Below are 21,748 nucleotides of genomic sequence, written 5' to 3'. Positions count from 1 at the left end.
ATTTAGGGTAATTATTTCCAGGTCAATCCCATATTCGCAAACATAAATGCATAAATATCAGCCTGCGTTTCAAGTGCCTTTTTCGTATTGCTGGCACCGTGACCGGAGTTGGTATCAATGCGTATGAGCAGCGGGTTGGTCGAGCTGGCTCCTGCTTTGGCCTGCAACTCGGCGGCGTATTTGAAAGAGTGAGCCGGTACTACGCGGTCGTCGTGGTCAGCGGTGGTGATGAGTGTTGCCGGGTACCGGCCACCCTCTTTGATGTTGTGCAAAGGTGAATATTTATAAATCGCCTTGAATTCTTCGGCATTGTCGCTGCTGCCATAGTCCGCGATCCAGTTCCAGCCAATGGTAAACTTGTGAAAACGCAGCATATCCATTACGCCCACGGCCGGAAATGCAACTTTAAACAATTCGGGACGCTGGTTCATCACGGCTCCCACGAGCAATCCTCCATTAGAGCCTCCCTGTACAGCCAGCTTTTCCGAAGAAGTGTATTTTTCTTTAATCAGGAACTCGGCAGCGGCAATAAAGTCATCAAACACATTCTGTTTTTTCAGCTTCATACCCTGCTCATGCCACTTCTCGCCATACTCACTGCCGCCACGCAGGTTGGCCTGCACAAACACACCACCCTGATCCAGGAAAGGAATGCGGGTCGGACTAAATGCAGGCGTGAGGCTGATGTTGAAACCTCCGTAGCCATACAGGATCGTGGGGTTGCTCCCATCCAGTTTCAGCCCTTTTTTGTAAGTGATAAATGCAGGCACTTTGGTACCGTCCTTGCTGGTATAAAAAACCTGTTTGGTCTCATAATTGTCGGGCCGGAAAGAAACTTCAGGTGCACGAAACACCACGCTCGACTTTTCGGCCAGGTCGTACCTGAAAATGGTAGGCGGGTAGGTGAAGCTTGTAAATGTGTAAAACACAAAAGTATCCTCTTTCTCTCCCCCAAAACCACCTGCCGACCCTAAGCCCGGCAGCTTCACTTCGTTTTCGAGCTTGCCTGCAAAATCATATACGTAAGCCCGGGTGGTCACATCCTTGGCATACGTCACAAACAGTTTACCACCCGCAGTACCACTGCCCTGCAAGGGCTCCGGTTTTTCCGGGATTATTGTTTTCCATTCCGCACCTACAGTATTATACAGCATGATTTTGCTGTTTGGTGCGTTTTCATTGGTTTCGATGAGGAAGTTGCCGGCCACGTTCTCGATCACGCCGTAGCTGAAATCGGTAATTTCCTTTACGATGGGGACAAACTTACTTTCGCCTTTTTTCAGCACCCAAAGTCCGTTGCCGTCCTTACCCTTACCCCTGTCACTAACGCTGAGTATGGCATACTGCTCATCTTCCGTGGTACCTACGGTATGGAAGCGCTGCGGATTGGCCTGGTCTTCAAAGATCAGCTTGTCGGCAGACTGGGGTGTGCCGATCTGGTGATAAAAAACCTGGTGATTTTCATTTTTGGCGGCCAGCGCACTGCCTTCCGGCTTGGGGTAGCTGCTGTAATAAAATCCATTACCCTGCCAGGCTGCACCCGATACCTTCACCCACTCTACTTTATCGGAAAGCATCTGGAGGGTTTTCATATCCATCACCTGGTACTCCTGCCAGTCGGACCCGCCCTTTGAAAAGCCCATCACTGCATGGTCTCCGCTTTTGGAAAGACTGAAAACCGTGAGCCGTGTAGTACCGTCAGCGGAGAGCTTATTAGGGTCAAGAACTACCTCCGGCTTGCCGTCGAGGCCCTTTTGCCGGTACAGTACAGACTGGTTCTGTAGGCCGTCATTCTTGTAAAAATAAAAGTACGCTCCCTTTTTCTGCGGCGCCGAGTACTTGGGATAGTTGTATGCTTTTTCAAGATCGCTGAAGATTTTCGCCTTGAATGAAATTTTGTCCAGATAACCGAAAGTGACCTCATTTTCTGCCTTCACCCAGGCTGCGGTTTCCTCGGAGCGGTCGTCTTCCAGCCAGCGGTACGGATCGGCGACTTTTACGCCATGATAATCATCAGTTTGTTCGGTTTTCCTGGTTTGCGGATATTTAATCTCCTGCGCAGAACCATCTGCCCCGATCAGCGTCGCAGCGATTACATTCATGAAAATCAGTTTTTTATACATAAAATATTATTTGATTACTTCCACTTCAAGTGCACTTGCTGCACCTGACTGGTGGTAAATCGTCTGTTTTGCAGTAATAAAATCGGCTTGTTCGGCCTTGTAAATGTTCTCTACGTACTTCTGAGGATTACGGTCAAAAAGCGGAAATGCGGTACTTTGCACCTGCACCATGATCCTGTGGCCTTTTTTGAAGGTATGCAGCACATCCTGTAATCTGAAATTGATATCGGTAACTTGCCCGGCTACAAGCGGCTCCGGTTTTTCAAAACTCTTGCGGAACCTGGCACGCATGATCTCGCTCCTCACCATTTGCTGGTAACCCGCCAGCACGGTACGCGGATTGGGCAGGTAGTCGTGGTTGGGCTCATTGTCAGGATAAACATCAATCAGCTTAACAAAAAAATCGGCATCGGTGCCAGTGGTGCTGATTTTCAGCAAAGCCGTGATTTCGCCTCCGAGCGTCATATCCTCTTTCAAAGGCTCCGTTTCAAAAACGAGCACATCAGGCCTGACAGCTGCAAAGCGCTGGTCTTCGGACATGTACTCAAAAGGCGTAAAACCCGCCATTTGCTTGTAATTGTCAGTATAAGGCACGGGCTTCATGGGGTCACTCACGTACTCGCTGGCTGAGGCGCTTTCTTTGGGCTGGGTAAAGTCGAGCTTTCCTTTTGCATGAAAATAGAGCTTGCGCTTTTCGGCAGAAGGCAGCGGCCATTTATCGTAGGTTTTCCATTGTTTTTTACCTGTATCAAACAGATAAGCCTCCGGCAAACCCGTCTTTCCGTCTCCTGCTTCTTTGAGAAAATGCCTGAAAAAAGTAGCCTCAATATTGTTCTGGTAAAAAGTAGCAATGCTGTCGCCGAAGTAAATGTCATTGTGCATTGTATGGCCAGTCTCCCGGCTCCATCTTCCATGCCCGAAAGGACCTACCACCAGGGTATTGTAAATGGAAGGGTTGTTCTTCTCAATGGTTTTGTAGGTATTCAGCGGCCCGTAAAGATCTTCGGCATCAAACCAGCCTCCAACCGTCATGAATGCATGTTTCAGTCCTTTCAGATGCGGAAGTATATCCCGTTTCTGCCAGAACTCGTCCTTGTTGGGATGGTTTACCGTTTCCTGCCAGAAGAAGTTTTTGGAGTAATACTTATCATAGTTTTTCAGCGGCCCCATTTTCATATTGAAAGTATAGCCATCAGGCTCAGGGTGTATCATTTCAGGCGCAAACCACGACTGGGTGGTAGGCTTTGGCGGCTTGATCCCGAAAACAGGGAACGTTGTATAATATGCCTGGGTAAACGCACCATTGTGGTGGAAATCGTCAAAAAAGAAGTCCGAAATAGGTGCCTGAGGTGAAGAAGCCTTTAAGGCAGGATGCTGGGCCAGCGCGCTGGCAGTAGTATAAAAGCCAGGATAGGAAATGCCCCACTGACCCACGCGGCCATTGTTTTCCGGAATGTTTTTGAGGAGCCATTCAATGGTATCGTACATGTCGGACGCCTCGTCCACGTCGGTTTTCGCTTTTTTATCATCAATGTGAGGCGTCATATTGGTCCATACGCCCTCACTCATATAGCGGCCGCGCACATCCTGGTACACAAAAATAAATTTGTCGCGCATCAGCGCCGGGCTCGGACCCAGGCGCGGCGGATACTTGTCGGCACCATAGGGTGCGACGCTGTAACACGTACGCTGCATCAGAAAAGGATACTTTTTTTCAGACGACGCATCTTTGGGCTTATATACAATGGTATGCAGCTTAATGCCGTCACGCACCGGGATATCATATTCGGCTTTTGTATAATTTTCGCGGATAAATGGTTCGTCGGACTGGGCTGCCGAAAACAATGAAATCAGCAGCAATACAGGCAGGAGGAAATGTTTGAGCATAAGAGACTATTTTCTTTTGTAGTAATTCAATGAAACACCGGCGGACTTTCCTTTTTCGCTCAGCGTATAAAAACCCGCGGCTGACTGGTCGAAGCAAACACTCTCCCCCTGCGGTTCCAGCTCCACCAGAAACTGGCGTACAGAAGGTTTCAGCAAGGTTTGTGCAATACTTTCATCCGCCTTTTTCTTCCAGTAATATACCGCAATGTAAGTGCGTACCAGGATTTCTGAACCATCGGGAGAAATGTCTGCGGACGTGGCAATGGCCACATCGGGAACATTGCCCATCTTTTCGGCGACGATTGTACCGTTGGTAGATTGCGGATAGGCAAGCCGGTACAGACCGGTAGTATTACTTTCTTTTGAAATAATCAGGATATCCCTGGTAGCAGGGTCTACCATTACAGCCTCCGCGTCGCGCAGACCATCGGGATAGCTAAATGTGATTTTGTCAGCAATACCAAATGCAGCCGTAGAATCGACGATTTCGGGTACGCGGTAGATGGTGTTGGTGGGCGTGACAGGACTGTTATTGTTGCCGGTGTCTCCTATATAAAGGTAATTTACCCCCTGAACCGGACCCGGCCCCATGGCTACATCTTCCCAGTCGTGGTTTTGCGCACCCGGAATGTTAAACGTTTTAATCCTTTTTCCGTCCGGACTGATCAGGTACAAGGCAGGAGGCGCGCCCGAATCCTGGTGTGTCCACAAAAAACCGGGCATACTTTTACTCGCCGCCAGACCAGACGCCTCGTCTACGATGCCGGGCTGGATGGGATACTTCCGGGCTTTGGTTTCAAAATCGGCGGGTGTTTCAACCGCAGGGTCAGGATCGGGACCACAGGCGCAGGTCAGGCAGAAAACCAGCAAATAGAAGAATAGACCAATCTGACTGCCCTGCTTTTTGTATAGGCTCATGAAAAACTCAGCATGTTAGATTTGCTAAAAATACGTAGTTTTGCGCCATTTATTATCAGGCGTTTTCACAATATCAGCATTAAAAAAGTTATATGTTACGTACACATACCTGTGGGGAGTTAAGCTTAAAAGATGTAAATCAAGAGGTTGTATTGTGTGGCTGGGTCCAGCGTGTGCGGGACAAAGGCGGTATGATATGGCTGGATTTGCGGGATCGCTACGGGCTTACCCAGCTTCTTTTTGAAGAGGGAAAAACTCCCGCGGAAGTACTCGACATAGCACGTTCGCTGGGGCGTGAATTTGTGATTTCTGCCAAAGGCGCCGTCATTGAGCGGCTATCCAAGAATGATAAAATCGCTACCGGCGATATAGAGATACGTGTCACGAAGTTGCAAATCCTGAATGCAGCCAAGCTGCCTCCTTTCCTGATCGAGGACGAAACGGATGGAGGGGACGATATCCGCATGAAATACAGGTACCTTGACCTTCGCAGAAATGCGGTGCGTAAAAACCTTCAGTTGCGCCACCAGGTTGCACGTCACACGCGTGCTTACCTTGACAATCTGGATTTTATCGAGGTAGAAACGCCAGTACTGATCAAATCAACTCCGGAAGGTGCACGGGACTTTGTGGTACCCAGCCGCATGAACCCGGGCGAGTTTTATGCATTGCCGCAGTCGCCGCAGACTTTCAAGCAGTTGCTGATGGTGGGCGGATTTGACCGTTATTATCAGATCGTGAAGTGTTTCAGGGATGAAGATCTCCGTGCCGACCGCCAGCCGGAATTTACGCAGATCGACTGTGAAATGTCATTTGTGACGCAGGAAGACATTCTGAACACGTTTGAAGGGCTGATCCGCAGTCTTTTTAAAGAAGTAAAAGGCATTACCCTGGATGAAGTGCCCCGCATGACCTATGCGGATGCCATGCGCCTGTATGGTTCCGACAAGCCTGATACCCGTTTTGCGATGCAGTTTGTGGAATTGAAAGGCCAGGAGCAGGATCTCACATCGGGCAAGGGTTTTGGTGTGTTTGATAATGCAGGCATGGTTGTGGGCATTGCGGCACCGGGTTGTGCCGAGTACACCCGCAAGCAGGTGGACGAGCTGACTGAATGGATGAAGCGCCCGCAGATTGGTTCCAAAGGGTTGGTATATGTACGCTACAATACCGATGGATCAGTGAAATCATCCGTTGACAAATTCTATTCGGAAGAAGACTTAAAAAAGTGGATTGTTGCATTCGATGCAAAGCCTGGCGACCTGATCCTGCTCGTGGCGGACAATGCCGACAAAGCACGCAAGCAGCTCAATGAGCTCCGGCTGGAAATGGGATCACGGTTGGGCCTTCGTAATCCGGACGATTATAAGGTACTCTGGGTGCTTGACTTCCCGCTGCTTGAATTTGGCGAGGCTGAAAACCGCTGGTTTGCGATGCACCACCCGTTTACAAGTCCAAAGCCAGAGGATATTGACCTGCTGGACACTAACCTGGGCCAGGTTCGCGCAAATGCTTATGATATGGTAATCAACGGAGTGGAAGTAGGCGGAGGGTCCGTGCGGATTTTTGCAAAAGAACTGCAGCAAAAAATGTTCGAAATCCTCGGATTTTCAGCGGAAGAAGCGCAGGAACAGTTTGGGTTTCTGATGAATGCATTTGAATTCGGGGCTCCTCCGCATGCCGGCATTGCCTTTGGATTTGACAGACTTTGTTCTATATTCGGCGGGGCAGACTCGATCCGGGACTTCATTGCTTTCCCGAAAAACAACTCGGGACGTGACGTCATGATCGACTCGCCTTCGCATATCTCGGACGGTCAGCTGAAAGAGCTTTCTATCCGGGTTGACCAGGCATAATCACGGGAATATCGCGGAACCGGACTTTCAACATGGAGTCGGTTCCGCAGTTTTTAAAAACCTTAACATATAACCCGACGATGTCCGGAAACGGTTATTGTCCTATGTAACTAACCACTACATGCATTACAGACCTTTTTTTGGACCACGTTGCAAGGGCTTTATTCTTATTCTGCTTTTTACGCTCAGCTTTGCTGCATTTGGCCAAAATACCAGTACTCAGCAACCTACCCAGCCGCAGACAACCACTACTCAGCCGCAGACAAATCCTCAGAACAACAATACAACCACGCCGACTGACCCTAACCAGGTATCCAATCAGCAGGCAGTAGAGTTTTACAATCGCGCGAAATCGGCAGGTATGACGGATATGGACATTGAGCGGGCTGCCTTGCAGCGCGGCTATACGCTTGATCAGATTTCGGCCATGCGAAAGCGTTTGCAGCAACCTAGCCAGCAAACCCAGCCTGCGACCACGACCAACCGCGGCGAGCAGGATGAAAGCCGCCAGCAAGGTAACCAGCAGGAGCTGGAAGCTGATATAAATCAGAAAGATTCCATTAAAACGGAGACAAACCGGACGCCGGATAAAACCTTCGGATCATCATTTTTTGCAAGGGCTTCAAACACTTTTGAACCCAACCTGCGGATTGCAACTCCGAGGAATTACATTCTGGGGCCTGATGACGAAATCATTGTTGATATCTACGGGAACTCGGTAGACAATTTCAGGATGAAGATCAGCCCGGAAGGTACTGTCAAAATGCTGAACCTTGCGCCGGTTTACGTGAATGGACTTACTATTGAGCAGGCCAGCGAAAGGATTGTAAACAGGTTACGTCAGGCATACTCCTCATTGAACAGGCCAGGGTCAGGCACTTACTCTTCGATTACGCTGGGCGGAGTCAGGAGCATTCGGGTAATGGTGACGGGTGAAGCATTGCAGCCCGGCTCTTACACGGTTTCGTCGCTGGCCACGGCCTTTAATGTACTTTCTATTTCGGGCGGTCCGGGCATCAATGGTTCCTACCGCAACATTGAAGTGATTCGTAATAACGGGGTGATCCGTAAAATAGATTTATACCGGTTCCTGGTAGATGCTGACCTGCGTGACAACATTGCACTGCAGGATCAGGATATCATTCTGATCAGACCGTTTGACAGCCGCGTGGAGTTGACCGGGGAGGTGAAGCGTCCGGGAATTTTTGAGGCAAAAACCGGTGAATCGGTGATGAGCCTCATTCGTTACGCCGGCGGATTTACACCTGAAGCATTTACCAAAAACATTACGTACCAGCGCAACACAGGCGCTAACTATGTGATCGGAACCCTGGACTCTGCTCAGATAGCAAGCTTTACGCCAAGAAACGGGGACGTAATTAATGTAAGGAAGATTCTCGACGTGGTAGCAAATCAGGTGGAAGTGCAAGGTGCTGTTGTTATTCCGGGTGCATACCCGCTGGAAGAACGCTGCAATACAGTTCTGAAACTGATTCAAATGGCGCAGGGACTAAGTCCAAGGGCATTTTTAAACCGCGCCATTCTTGAAAGACCTGCTACCGATGTTCAAACCAGCATTGTATCCATTGATCTGGGCAAGCTGGTGAAAGGAGAAATTGCTGACATTCCACTATTACCCGGAGATGTTCTGACGATCAAGTCGGTAGACGATCTGAAAGAGTTTGCATACCTCTCTGTTTCAGGGTCGGTCATGAACCCCGGTAACTATTATTATTATAAAGATATTACCATTGCAGACCTGATATTCCAGTCAGGAGGCTATACAGACGGCGGTATTCCCTACCGGATTGAAGTCTCGCGACGTGTTAAAAACGACACACTGGACCTGCCTACTGCGCAAAATGTCAGGATTTTTACGATAAACGTGGCCGAAAACCTGGTACTCAGTCCCGAAGATCAGAAGTTCAAGCTGCTGCCGCATGACATTGTCATTGTACGTAAGTCACCACGATACGAGGAGCAAAAGACTGTTACGATATTGGGTGAAGTAACCTACCCGGGTAACTACACAATCATTAACAATTTTGAACGCATTTCGGACCTTTTTCCCAAAGCAGGAGGAATCAAAAAGGAGGCATACCTGGCAGGCGCTCGTTTTTACCGGTCGCGGGAGCTGATTGCGGTAGATATTGAGGCTGTACTGAACAAACCGTCACTGGCATCAAACCTTTTGCTGCTGAACGGAGACACACTGATTATCCCTATGCGTTCAGAGACGGTCAGAATACAGGGAGGTGTTCATAATCCGTCGGTGATGAACTTTGACGGTCAGTTCAGTTTCAACGATTATATTTCCCAGGCGGGTGGTTTCAATGAGTACGGATGGAAAAAACGGGTTTATGTTTCCTATCCGAACGGCCGGACACACAGAACCAAAAATTTCCTGTTTTTCCATAAATACCCGAAGGTAGAGCCCGGATCGGTAGTGACAATTCCTATCAAAATCCAGGAGCCTCAGCGGGAAAGAACGCCCGGCGAGCGCGTAGCCTTGTTTTCATTCATAGCCTCTCTTGCCAGTACCATTACACTGGCAGTCATCACTTTAAGCCGCAACAACTAATAACTATGACAACGTTGCCGACAGAAGACGCGAGGGCTAAAAGTGGGAGTAATGTGCTTGAAGTGGGATTTGCAGATATCATCCTGTTTGTCCGGCGATATATCAGGCTATTCTTTATTATTGCTGTAGTTTCAGGTATACTAGGATTCGGGCTGAGTTTTTTCGTAACAAAAATGTTTGAATCCCGTATTGTCGTACTCCCTGAGTATGGTACGAGCAGGAGAAGTTCTTTTGCATTTCTCGCAGCGGGATTGAATTCAGATGGTGCAGAAAAGCTGCTGCCGGAGTTATATCCTACTATTCTTCAAAGTTCTCCGTTTGGCGCATTTGTGCTGAAGCAGCCGGTTAAGGATCAGCAGAATCATAGTTATCCGAGTCTGGAAGCTTTTTTGAACAGAAATGCTAAAGAAAAATCTCCCGGCTTTTTGAGCAGGATATTTTCAGGTTCAAAGAAGGAAGCACCGAAAGCTTTTAACAGATTATCGTACACCGATGTGCTTTCTTATTCGCCGGAGGAACAAAGTAATATCGCCAGAGCAATTTCTCTTTTCAACTCCACTGTTGATCAAAAAACGGGTATCATACAGATTAGTGCTGAAACGGAAGATCCATTTGTATCTGCTATCATCGTTGAGATTGCCAAACGCTATCTGATGCAATATGTTGAAGATTACCGGACGACCAAGGAGACGCAGAATGTCAAGATGCTTAATGAACGCGTCAGGGAAGCAAAAAAGAGGTTAGGTAATGCAGAGCTGGCGTTGCAAAGCTATCGTGACCGGAATAGAAACACGTTTTCCAATGTGGCGCGCATCGAAGAACAAAGGTTACAAGCAGAATATGTACTTTCAGAATCGTTGTACAGCTCGTTAGTTCAAAAGTTTGAGCAGGCAAAAATCAGTGTGAAGGATGAAAAGCCGGTATTTAAAGTGTTGGAACCAGCAAAAGTTCCTCTCGCAAAGAGCAGCCCGAAAAGGTTCAGATATGGCGCCATCACTGCAATCGTGAGCGTATTCATTACCCTGATTTATGTTTTGATTAAGAAAGAAAGGATTATTGACCACCTCACGGGCACTTACAGGCAGCAAGACTGAGAGCCCCTACTCAACGGATTACACTGAAAATTACCACACTATGATATACACACATGTTATTTTCTGCACAGTTAACCAGGCTGAAATCCGACATTAGAAGCCCCCTGGTGCAAAATGTATTTTGGCTGGCTTTTGACAAAGCCCTCAGAATTATTATCGGATTACTGGTCGGAATATGGGTTGCCAGGTACCTTGGTCCCGCGCAATGGGGAAAGCTGAATTACATCCTCGCGATAATTGGCATTCTTATTCCGCTATGTAATTTGGGAATGGATGGATTTTTAGTCAAGTCCATTGTTCAAAACCCCCAGGCCCGCAATGAGCTGCTGGGCACAGCATTCGTTTCCCGCATCGCGATCTTGCCTATTGCCTTTGGAGCCGCTTCGCTTTTTCTGTTTGCATCCGGGGCTGTTTTTGATGATTTCCTATTATTTGTATTACTCTCGTGTAACTTCCTGATTGCACCCTTTGACCTGATCGACATTGAATTTCAGGCCAGACTACAATCCAGGTTGACCGTCATCTCCAAAAACACGGCCTACATCATAGGTGCGGCTGGCAAAATTTACCTGATCACAAGCCATAAACCCCTATTCTGGTTTGCTGCTATCATGGGGCTGGAAACGCTGCTTTCGTATGCTTTTCTGGTTTTCATTTATCAAAAACGGTACAACCTGCGTGATTGGAAATTCAGTTCTGCCATCGTAAACGACTTCGTACGTACCTGCTGGCCGTTTGTAATCTCCAATGTCGCTATTATCCTTTATATGCGTGTCGATCAGCTGATGATTGAACAACTGTCTGGCACGCGCGAGCTTGGCTTGTTCAGTTCGGTGGTGAGGCTGAGCGAATTATTCTTATTCATCCCGGTTGCGGTGTGCAGCAGTTATATGCCCACCCTGATAAACCATCAAAAGGAGGCAAACAATGCCAAATTTCTCTCTGGCATACAAACGCTGATGAACTGGATGACACGAATCTCACTTGGCTCTGCCATCGTAGTAAGCCTGTTTGCTGATCAGATTATCCATTTGCTGTTTGGTCCCGAGTTCAATGGTGCATCCGATGTACTTATCATCTATATCTGGTCCATTATCCCTGTGTACCTGGGAGTTGCCGCTTCGCAGTACCTGATTATCGAGAATCTGCAGAAGTATAGCTTATTCAAAACACTCTCAGGATTGATCATGAATATCGTGCTCAATCTGTTGCTGATTCCTTGGTACGGCGCCAAGGGAGCTGCAATCGCAACAGTAATCTCCTACTCCGTTTCTGCGATTTTAAGTAATGCATTTTTCAATGCGACCAGGCTGGTTTTCCGATATCAGCTCGACAGTTTTTCAATGCTTTTTAAAGTGACAAAATAATCCGATCAAACATCTAAAAAGCTATGCACATCAACCATTTCCGTTATCTTCTTTCAAGAAAAACTTCCTATGCCCAACATGGAGAAGATATGCTGCTTGTCTCGTTTTTTAACTACAAACGAGGCGGATTTTACATTGATGTAGGCGCGCATCATCCATTCAGGTTTTCCAACACTTATTTATTTTATAAAATGGGATGGAGCGGCATCAACATTGATGCGAAGCCTGGTACCAAGGAACTCTTTGACTTTTTCCGGCCCAGAGATATCAATCTGGAGACAGGGATTGCGCAACAGAATGGCAGTATGACTTACTACATGTTTGATGAGCCCGCCCTGAACGGTTTTTCAAAAGAACTTTCTTTTGGGAGGGACAAGCAAACGAGCTATAAAATTACCGGATCAACAGACATCCCGGTGCAGCGGCTCGATGGCATTCTTGAAACACACCTCCGTGCAGAAACTCCCATTGACTTCCTGACAGTTGATGTGGAAGGGCTTGACCTTGAAGTATTATCCAGCAACAACTGGCTTAAATTCCGTCCGAAGATGGTTGTTGCCGAAGATGTGAACCTGGATGTTGAAAAACTGAGCGATTCGGGGATTTATAACTTCCTGCGGTCAAAGGACTATGTCATGGTTGGAAAAACGCTGACAAGCCTGATTTTCAAAGACCCGAGGTAACCCTGCCAGCCCTCACACGCCTACCTTTTTTTACACACTATATATGTACAAGATGTATGTACAAAACCCTCTCCCCTGTTCTTTTCATTGTATTTAACCGGCCTGACGTAACTGCTCTTGTTTTTGACAAAATCAGGGCCGTACGGCCACAAAGGCTTTATATAGCAGCTGATGGTCCGCGACCTGATAGGGAAGAAGATGTTTATTTATGCCAGCAAACCCGGGAGCTGATAAATGTTGACTGGGATTGTAAAGTTTATATGCTGTACCAGCAACACAATCTTGGATGCAAGGCTGCTGTCAGCGGAGCGATCAAGTGGTTTTTTTCCAATGAACCGGAAGGTATCATTCTGGAAGACGATTGTCTGCCCAATGAAAGCTTTTTCAGGTTCTGCGACCTGCTTTTGGAAAAATACCGCTTTGATACGCGGATCGTACATATCAGCGGTGCATGCCTTGGTCATGAAAAGAAGTTCGGCCGGGCCAGCTACTACTTTTCAAAAATTACCAATATCTGGGGTTGGGCATCATGGAGACGTGCCTGGCAGAACTACGATGAGAACCTCATGCTTCTGGAAAACTTCCTGAAAGATGACCTTTTCAAATATGTGTATGAAAACAAGGCGGTCACAAACAGGCTTATAGAGTCACTGCACCAGGTTCATACCATGCAGCTGAACACCTGGGACGTGCAATATGCCTTTCTTAACTTCTGGAACAACGGATTATGCATCAATCCCAATTTCAACATGGTGAGTAACATTGGATTTGGTCATCTGGGAACGCATACCAAGGACAGTACGAGCAAGTTTGCAAACTTACCTCTGGAAGAAATAGGCCAGCTTGTGCATCCTGACTTCTTTGTTCCGATTGTGGAGGCTGATTATTACGTCTACAAGAAGGAATTACCAACCATTGCTGAACGGGTCAGTAACAAGCTGAAAAGGTTATTAGGTCTTGCCTTACTCTGATGGATAGCCGACTTTTCCTATTTTTACATGATATTGACAATGTTTTCGTGAGAATTTGGCTCCTGCTGAGTTCCACGTACCTACATAAACAGCAATTCATGCGACAAGGCAGTATTCTAAGTACGGTTAAAACTAAAATTCGTAATCCGGTTTTTCTTAACATATTCTGGCTTTCATTCGACAAGGTTTTCAAGCTGGTAGTTGGCCTTGTTGTAGGTATCTGGGTAGCAAGGTATCTGGGGCCGACTCAATGGGGAGAACTGAACTTTGTCAATGCATTTGTGACCATTATGATTGCCATCGCAAAGCTGGGTCTGGATGGCTTTCTGGTAAAAGAATTCCTTCAACATCCGGAAGACAAAAACGCAATACTAGGTACCAGCTTCACTACCCGATTACTAATCAGCCCCATACTGATCATTGCAGTTGCTTTATACTTCTATTACAGCGGGCTCGACACACACTATTACTGGCTACTGGCATTTTTGTCCCTGAACGTCCTGATCACACCTTTCGACCTGATCGATCTTGATTTTCAATCCAAGCTGCAATCCAAGTTAACGGTGATATCCAAAAACGTCGCCTACGTTCTTGGTGCATTTGTGAGGGTATATTTTCTGATTGCCGGCAAATCACTGATCTGGTTTGCCGCTGCCATGGGTATTGAGGCGGTTCTCTCCTACTTTCTTCTGACCTTGTTTTATCAGAAGGAGAATAACATTTTTGCCTGGAAGTTCAGTTTCAACTTAGTCAAGCGGCTTCTGTCCAAGGGCTGGCCTTTTACCATTGCCAGTCTTGCCATTGTGATTTACATCCGTATCGACCAGATTATGGTGGGTTCTATGGTTGGGGAAGAGGAGCTCGGCCTGTTTAGCTCTGCAATCAAGATCTCTGATATTTTCACCTTTTTACCCATGGCCGTAGCAGGGAGCTACCTGCCTTCGTTAATGGCAGCCAGAAGCAGAAGCTGGGATGAGTTTATCACAAAAATGCAGAACTTCCTTAACTGGATGGCCAGGATTTCCATCCTAACTGCCCTACTGATTTCACTATTTTCCGATGTGATTATCAGACAGCTTTACGGGGAAGAATATATGCTGGCGAGCCCAATTCTGATTATCCATATCTGGTCACTGGTACCCATATTTCTAGGCGTATCTACAACTCAGTACTTGGTTATCGAAAATCTGCAGAAGTTTAGCCTGTACCGGACATTGATCGGCCTGGTTACAAATCTGTCCCTTAATTTCATTATGATACCTGCATACGGAGCATACGGAGCAGCGATCGCGGCCACCATTTCGCAGCTGGTGGCATCGGTATTCAGCATGTCTCTTTTTCCTAAAACAAGAAAACTGTTTGGAATGCAGATGAAGAGCGTGCTGATGATTTTCAGATTCAGTTAAGAAACTGCAATGGGGATAATCATGCTAAAACAAAATGCTTTAAGTGCTCAGTTTCCGGAGGCAACATTCAGGCCGGCATTCCCGACAACTCTGTTGTTCTCTCCCAACTACATATATTTACTTCAACGTTAACTAACCAAACTGGTGGCTCCTGGGTCTGACAGGAAGCAAGCCGCTTTTATTATACAATGGATCATGATTATGCTCCGGTACTTGTTTTTGTTTACCGGCGTCCTCAACAGACGCTGCAAACCCTTGAGGCTTTATCCAGGAACATGCTTGCAAGCGAGTCGGTGCTATACATTTATGCCGATGGCCCTGGAAACGTGCAGGATGATGCGGAAAAAAAAGGCATAGAAGAGGTACGGCGTGTGATCCGGAAGGAAAAATGGTGCGCGGAAGTAAACATCATTGAAAGCAAAACCAATAAGGGACTGGCAACATCTATTATCGACGGTGTTACGGAACAGGTCGGCAGGCACGGGAAGGTTATTGTTCTGGAAGATGATCTCGTCACCAGCAGGGGCTTTCTAAGGTATGCCAATGATGCCCTCGACAAATATCAATTTGAAGAGAAAGTAATGCAGATATCCGGATACCAGTTTCCTATTGATGATCAGGAGGAGGGCCAGTCACTTTTTATGGATCTTACTACTTCATGGGGATGGGCAACCTGGAAGCGGGCCTGGGAAAAGTTTGATAAGACAGCATCAGGATATGAACAACTGAAATCAGACCGGGGGCTTGCTTCTAAGTTCGATATCAACGGCACCTATCCCTATTCCGATATGCTGATTGATCAGATGGAAAAAACAAATATCAACTCCTGGGCGATCAGATGGTGGTGGTCTGTTTTTGTAAATCAGGGGATTACGTTATTTCCGGACAAAAGTCTCGTCAAGAACATAGGATTCGGACCGGAAGCATCGCATACGAAAGGAGCTAATCCTTTTTTTGATAATAATTTTAATCCGGATTACGAAGTTACTGCCTTTCCCGCCGACGTTGCTGTTGACCAGGGAAAGATGCAGGCACTTGAAGCCATGCTGACACATGTAAAGAGCACTTCACAAAGGCACGCATCCCCAATGTATAAGCTGATCAGAAAGATGAAGCAGATCCTGGAAAAACTTACTACTAAAACCTCCTGACATTGGCACTCAAATCTTTGTTCAAAAAAGCCTTACGACAGTTTTACGACCCGTCAGCTGCTGCGTTAAAGGCATTTGTAAGGGTGGGTGACCGATCAGACATCAAGGGTGCATCCATACAAATACGTGACCAAAGCAGGAAAGAAGTTCGTCTGGAAGTAGGAACAGACAGCATTTTGAATGGTTCTTACGTTTTTGAACGCGGAAGTGGTACCATCAGGATCGGTAACCGGGTATTTATTGGAGGCTCAACCTTCATCTGCGTTGATGCCATTGAAATCGGAGATGACGTTATGATATCCTGGGGATGTACGATTGTTGACAACAACTCGCATTCCCTGGTTTCAGCCGATCGGCAAAACGATGTTCTTGATTGGAAAAAAGGTTTAGACGAAAATAAGACAGGCTTTTATAAAGACTGGAAAAATGTAGCGTCAAAGCCGGTCATCATTAGAGACAAAGCCTGGATCGGATTCAATGCAATTATATTAAAAGGAGTTACCATCGGCCAGGGAGCAGTAATAGCAGCCGGAAGTGTAGTTACCAAAGACATTCCGGACTTTGCAGTTGCCGGCGGAAATCCTGCGCGGATAATTAAATATACAACATGAACTGGCACGATACCATACTATCAATCAGGCAGCAACCCAAGTATGCCGACCTTGTGAGACTGGCCTACTTTGATGCAGACCTTCAACTGAATGTAACGCGTTTTGGCGAGAGTGAGGAGTTTAGCGAAACGTTAAAGCTGCTGAGCACTTATGCACCAAATGCAAAAACGATACTCGACATTGGAGCGGGGAATGGGATCAGCTCGATTAATCTTGCGCTCAAAGGATATACGGTAACCGTCGTGGAACCTGACCCAAGTGATACCGTCGGAGCCAATGCGATCCGGATACTGCAGAATGCCTATCAGCTGGACAATATGCAGATTCATGAGAACTATGCGGAAGAAATAGGCTTCCAGTCAGGCAGTTTTGATGTGGTGTATGTACGGCAGGCGATGCATCATGCCTACGAATTAAAAAAGTTTGTCTCCGAATGTGCCCGGGTATTGAAGCCCGGGGGTATTCTGCTCACTGTCAGGGATCATGTGATCTATAATGAAAGTGACAAAAAGTGGTTTTTAGAAATGCATCCATTGCACAAGTTCTACGGGGGTGAAAATGCATTTACCACCGATGAGTACAAAAATGCAATGAAGGAAGCAGGCCTTCAGCTGGAAAAAGAGCTCCGGTTTTACGATTCGCCTGTTAATTATTTCCCTATTACAACGGAAAGTGTACTTGGCTTTCAGGAAAACCGCCAGCAGTTTTATAAATCAACACTGCGCAAGAAAATCGGTTTTCTGGCCGATATACCAGGCGCTGCGTTCCTGTACGGACTGAAAATAGGTGACTCAATCTTCGATGAAAAGAATATTCCGGGGCGCATGTATAGCTACATATCCCGGAAAATTTAAGACGCTCATCCTGGTAAGTTTAAGCAAACGAACAATATAATGCGAATACTGGTAATAGGTTCATATGGTTTTATCGGAAAAAGTCTTGCCCGCTTTATTCAGGAAAAAGAAGGCTATGAACTGCACGAATGTGATGTAGTAGCCGAATACGGGAAGGCTAACTATCACATCATCGATGCCACCAATGCTGACTATCACAGTATTTTCCAGAGTATCCAGTTTGATGCCTGCATCAACTGCTCCGGTGCAGCAAGCGTGCCGGACTCCATCCTGCATCCCCTGCGCGACTTTACCCTGAACACATATAATGTTTTCAAATTACTTGATGCGATCAGGCTGTATCAACCCGGATGCAGGTTCATCAATCTTTCAAGTGCGGCGGTCTATGGCAATCCTCAGGAACTTCCAATTGTCGAAACCTTTGCTCCTGCCCCAATCAGCCCCTATGGCATTCACAAGATGCAGGCTGAGCAGATTTGCAGTATGTTTCATGAACAATACAAGATACCTACCTGCTCTTTAAGAATATTTTCTGCCTATGGCCCCGGCTTGAAGAAGCAACTTTTCTGGGACTTGGCAGAGAAAGCAAAAAAGTCGGATTCGATAATGCTTTTTGGCACAGGCAATGAAACGCGCGACTTTATTTACATCGACGATGTGGTACAAGCCATTTTTTGTTGTTTAAATGCAGCCAGATGCATGGGTGAGCACATTAATGTCGCAAATGGAGAGGCCATCACCATTCATACGGCTGTTAATACGCTCCTGCAGTTTTTCACGGTCACCAAATCTTTTGAATTCAATGGGTCCGTCAAAGCCGGAGACCCGCTTTACTGGGAGGCAGATGTCTCACTTTTGAAGTCAATGGGGTATCGTCCTGCATTCAGCCTTCAGGACGGCCTTAAAAATTATTACACATGGATCAGCAAGCTATAGCAAGAAAGTCAATCGGATTACTTTTCCTCTCAGATTATGAAAAATGGTCTGGCGGGATGATTTACATCTTAAATATCGTACGGGCACTTAATACCCTGGAAGATGCACTTAAACCAAAGCTGGTGATCATTCATGGACCTACCAGCCCGATAGAGGATCTTTTTGCCACTCAATATCCTTATCTGGACCTTATTCCCGCAGATCTGAATCCTTCGTTTGCGAAAAAAGCATTTAACAAGATCAGAAAAATAGTTACGGGTAAATCCATTTATTATCATCAGTTACCCGAAACCGTATATCCATACAATGAAAGTATCTGCCTGGGTAAGAAGCCGTATTACTGGATACCGGACTTTCAGGAGTGGTACCTTCCTGAGATGTTTCCTGATGAGGAAGTAAAGTCCAGGAAACACAATCAGCTGGTGATATCTAAAAGCGGCAGCACCGTCGTTTTCAGCAGTGAAAGTGCCAGGAAGGATTTCGTGAAGTTTTTCCCAAAGCATACATGTAATCTGAAGTTGCTGAGATTTGCATCCGCACTCCCTCCTTTTTCGCATGTGGATCTTGCGGGTTTGAAATCAAAGTATGGTATTGACCGGCCGTTTTTTATGTCGCCCAACCAGTTCTGGAAACATAAAAACCACATCGTGATCCTCAAAGCCATCAAGGCACTTAGCAAAGAAAACCTGGACTTTCAGGTGGTGTTTACCGGAAGTGAAAACGATTACAGGAACAAGGATTACTTTCAGACGCTCAAAACTTACATTACCGAGAATGGTCTGGAAAGGTGGATCAGGTTCCTGGGCTTTATTCCCAGGGCAGATCAGCTGGTGCTCATGTCCAATGCAATTTCAATCATTCAGCCTTCCTTGTTTGAAGGATGGAGCACCGTGGTGGAAGATACCAAAGCGCTGAGCCAGTTTATTTTGCTGAGCGACATTGATGTTCATAAAGAACAGATCCAGCAAAACTGCATGTTTTTTCCGGCCCATTCCGACACGGAGCTTGCAACCAGAATGAGAGAGCTGCTGGTCAGCGGCGCTCCCCGGAAAGAGATTGATTACAATAGCAACATTTACAACTTTGGCAAAGATATCCTTGATGTGCTGGCCTGATAGCCAAATGTCGCTTGCTAACTTACAAGGATACACCCGATACAAATGAAAGACCACCTGTATCCCAGAATTTCAATCATCACTGTAGTTTATAATGCGATTGAAACCCTGGAACATACGATTAAAAGCGTTTTGTCGCAGACTTATGGCAACATCGAATATATTATTATCGACGCCTGCTCTACGGATGGATCAAGTGAACTGATTCAGTCATACCCGGATCGCATCGCATTGCATATCAGGGAAAAGGATAATGGTATTTATGATGCCATGAACAAGGGACTGGATCATGCCACGGGAGACTGGGCCTATTTCCTGGGAGCAGATGACCTGCTGCTTACTCCAACCGTGATTGAAGAACTGGTGATGTATTTTAAAACACCTGAGTCGGTGTACTATGGCAATACTTATCTGAAAGGAAGTAACAAAATATATCAGGGTAAAATAAACCTGATGCGCTTCTCACTCTGTAACATCTCTCACCAGGCGATCTTCTATCCAAAGTCTGTTTTCAGGACCAAGAGGTATAATACGCGGTATAAGTACTTTGCCGATCACGTTTACAACCTTGAAATATATGCACAGGATCCTGCCAGGTTTGTGTACATTCCCGTACTGATTTCAGTATATAATGATCAGGGACGAAGTTCGACGTTGTCCGATGACCATTATGCAGAAGATATTGTGGCAATTATGAATCGTCAGTTTGGACCGGCACTTGCTGGCTATGTCTGGCTGAGAAGGCGAATTTCAGGATTAAAAAAATCGATACAAGGTGAGAGCTAGTGAACTTTTCTCTTTGTTATTTGACAATCTGCAACTATTCACCATTGTATATGGAGCATTCCTGCTTTTATATTTTGTGGTGTATAAAAAGGCTTACTGGGGCATTCTTGATCCTATGTTCCTCACGGTCATCAATTTTGCAGGAGGAGCATTTTGTGTCTGGCTGCTGTGGTATATGGACACCCTTAAACCGGAGTATGGGCTATCGTTCATTTATACAGAAATTGCGATCCTGGCAGGAATGATTGTCTCTCACCAGTTACCTGTTTTGAAGGTATATAATGACAAAATACCTGAGTTCAAACCAGATGAGCAGGTGGGCACGGACGAATTTGAGGTCTTTGTTTTCCTGGTATGCTGCTTTTATATCGTATTCGAAATTGTATCACTTGCCACAGTAGGGCTTGTTATTGTAAGCGATAGTGAAAGCCATGTTACCGCTTTCAGTGATCATAGTGTGTTACGGGTGTTCATATCTTCATTCCGCAGTCTGGCGATTGTAAGTCTGTTTTATAAAAGGATTGTCAGAGGAAAAAAATGGAACATGCTGGAAGTCCTGACGCTGATGCTTCTCCTTGTGGGAGTACTTAGCAGCGGCGCCAAGGGGGCAATTGTGATCTTCATCCATTCCTACTTCATTCTAACTTTTCCGATGATCAGGACGGGGAAAATGCAAAAAATCAAACTTTCTCTGCCTGTTATTCTGCTGATTGCCAGTTTTCCGGTGGCAGTGCTGATTATAAAGGTAGGTGCCGGGGCTGAAAGTGCATTGCAGCAGCTGTACCTCAGGTTTATGTCCAGCGGAGATGTATTTTTATTAGGGTACTACGAAAATGTGATGAATTCGATTACAGAAACCTCATTTTTCAAGTATGCCTTTTACCCGGGATGGGGTACCGTACTTAAAAATCTTGGCTTCGACATTACGCCGCCCCGCCTCATTGGCAGTGATATTTTTGAATACTATACGAATATGACGAGTGGAGGCGGGCCCAATGCCAGGCACAATTTTATAGCCTATTATTTCTTCGGTTTGTATGGGGGAATCGGATATTCGTTCTGTGTGGGCCTCTTTGTAGGATACATGCGAAACATATACAAGTACGTACACCCTTTCAAAATGAGCTATGCAACTTATCTGTTTTTTGCATTGATCGCTTTGAAAGTCCCAACATTGATCGACGATATCAACGTTTACAGCAACTTCATCTTCTGGACGATTTTATTTTTGTTTGTCTGCTATATACTTGCCAAAGTCATCTTTCTGATCCTGCAAAATGCACACAGGAACAAAGTGACACTTGCTCCTCCGACATCGTAGTTACAACTGACTCCGTACATCACGATCTCGTGCCCAGGCCCATGCTGTGAAATGGACTGAAAAATATTTTAACACGCCCAGATAAAAG

General features: G+C 46.2%; 17 protein-coding genes. 14 read left to right on the top strand and 3 right to left on the bottom strand.

From position 1 onward, the window contains the following. Positions 1 to 11: 11 nt before the first annotated feature. From HWI92_RS22100 to HWI92_RS22090, 3 genes are read right to left on the bottom strand one after another with little or no spacing between them, the layout of a single operon-like run. A complete protein-coding gene (locus tag HWI92_RS22100) occupies positions 12 to 2,102 on the bottom strand; it encodes a prolyl oligopeptidase family serine peptidase (RefSeq protein WP_204659347.1) in 2,091 nt (696 codons plus the stop codon). Positions 2,103 to 2,129: 27 nt separating this feature from the next. Then, positions 2,130 to 4,010 (bottom strand): CocE/NonD family hydrolase, encoded by a 1,881-nt coding sequence (locus HWI92_RS22095; RefSeq protein WP_204659345.1) that lies wholly within the window; start codon positions 4,008 to 4,010, stop codon positions 2,130 to 2,132. 6 nt (positions 4,011 to 4,016) lie between these two features. After that, positions 4,017 to 4,928, bottom strand: coding sequence for a YjiK family protein (locus HWI92_RS22090; RefSeq protein ID WP_204659343.1), 912 nt, complete (start codon positions 4,926 to 4,928; stop codon positions 4,017 to 4,019). Positions 4,929 to 5,020: 92 nt separating this feature from the next. Between HWI92_RS22090 and aspS the strand changes: the two genes are divergently transcribed. The 14 genes from aspS (at position 5,021) to HWI92_RS22020 (ending at position 21,660) form a co-directional block, all read left to right on the top strand. Beyond that, positions 5,021 to 6,784 carry an aspartate--tRNA ligase gene (gene aspS / locus HWI92_RS22085; protein WP_204659341.1) on the top strand — a complete coding sequence of 588 codons (1,764 nt, stop codon included), beginning with the start codon at positions 5,021 to 5,023 and terminating at the stop codon, positions 6,782 to 6,784. Between the two features lie 121 nt (positions 6,785 to 6,905). Beyond that, the gene (locus HWI92_RS22080) at positions 6,906 to 9,365 is read left to right on the top strand and encodes an SLBB domain-containing protein (protein ID WP_204659339.1); all 2,460 of its coding nucleotides are present in this window, start codon (positions 6,906 to 6,908) and stop codon (positions 9,363 to 9,365) included. Positions 9,366 to 9,370: 5 nt separating this feature from the next. After that, positions 9,371 to 10,459, top strand: coding sequence for a hypothetical protein (locus HWI92_RS22075; RefSeq protein ID WP_204659337.1), 1,089 nt, complete (start codon positions 9,371 to 9,373; stop codon positions 10,457 to 10,459). 107 nt (positions 10,460 to 10,566) lie between these two features. After that, positions 10,567 to 11,826 (top strand): flippase, encoded by a 1,260-nt coding sequence (locus tag HWI92_RS22070; RefSeq protein ID WP_229248473.1) that lies wholly within the window; start codon positions 10,567 to 10,569, stop codon positions 11,824 to 11,826. 23 nt (positions 11,827 to 11,849) lie between these two features. Beyond that, entirely contained in the window at positions 11,850 to 12,509 is a 660-nt protein-coding gene (locus tag HWI92_RS22065; protein WP_204659333.1) for an FkbM family methyltransferase, read from the top strand. Positions 12,510 to 12,769: 260 nt separating this feature from the next. Continuing rightward, a complete protein-coding gene (locus HWI92_RS22060; protein WP_229248471.1) occupies positions 12,770 to 13,480 on the top strand; it encodes a nucleotide-diphospho-sugar transferase in 711 nt (236 codons plus the stop codon). A gap of 98 nt (positions 13,481 to 13,578) precedes the next feature. Then, a complete protein-coding gene (locus HWI92_RS22055) occupies positions 13,579 to 14,886 on the top strand; it encodes a flippase (RefSeq protein ID WP_204659329.1) in 1,308 nt (435 codons plus the stop codon). Positions 14,887 to 15,074: 188 nt separating this feature from the next. Beyond that, complete coding sequence (locus tag HWI92_RS22050) at positions 15,075 to 16,037, top strand: hypothetical protein (protein ID WP_204659327.1); 963 nt, start codon at positions 15,075 to 15,077, stop codon at positions 16,035 to 16,037. A gap of 2 nt (positions 16,038 to 16,039) precedes the next feature. After that, positions 16,040 to 16,648, top strand: a complete 609-nt coding sequence (locus tag HWI92_RS25510) for an acyltransferase (RefSeq protein WP_204659325.1) — start codon at positions 16,040 to 16,042, stop codon at positions 16,646 to 16,648. After that, a complete protein-coding gene (locus HWI92_RS22040) occupies positions 16,645 to 17,502 on the top strand; it encodes a class I SAM-dependent methyltransferase (protein WP_204659323.1) in 858 nt (285 codons plus the stop codon). Before HWI92_RS25510 ends, HWI92_RS22040 begins: the two co-directional genes overlap by 4 nt. A gap of 39 nt (positions 17,503 to 17,541) precedes the next feature. Then, entirely contained in the window at positions 17,542 to 18,438 is an 897-nt protein-coding gene (locus tag HWI92_RS22035) for an NAD-dependent epimerase/dehydratase family protein (protein ID WP_204659321.1), read from the top strand. Then, positions 18,420 to 19,553: a glycosyltransferase gene (locus tag HWI92_RS22030; protein WP_204659320.1), complete on the top strand. Its 1,134-nt coding sequence runs from the start codon at positions 18,420 to 18,422 to the stop codon at positions 19,551 to 19,553. Before HWI92_RS22035 ends, HWI92_RS22030 begins: the two co-directional genes overlap by 19 nt. Positions 19,554 to 19,598: 45 nt before the next feature. Next, positions 19,599 to 20,339: a glycosyltransferase family 2 protein gene (locus HWI92_RS22025; RefSeq protein ID WP_204659318.1), complete on the top strand. Its 741-nt coding sequence runs from the start codon at positions 19,599 to 19,601 to the stop codon at positions 20,337 to 20,339. Next, positions 20,329 to 21,660 (top strand): hypothetical protein, encoded by a 1,332-nt coding sequence (locus tag HWI92_RS22020; protein ID WP_204659316.1) that lies wholly within the window; start codon positions 20,329 to 20,331, stop codon positions 21,658 to 21,660. The genes HWI92_RS22025 and HWI92_RS22020 overlap by 11 nt, the downstream gene beginning before the upstream one ends. Positions 21,661 to 21,748 lie beyond the last annotated feature (88 nt).

It is taken from the genome of Dyadobacter sandarakinus (genome assembly GCF_016894445.1).
In the GTDB taxonomy this organism is placed as follows: domain Bacteria; phylum Bacteroidota; class Bacteroidia; order Cytophagales; family Spirosomataceae; genus Dyadobacter; species Dyadobacter sandarakinus.
Note: the sequence above shows the minus strand (reverse complement) of the source record. Positions and strands in the feature narration are given on the sequence as shown.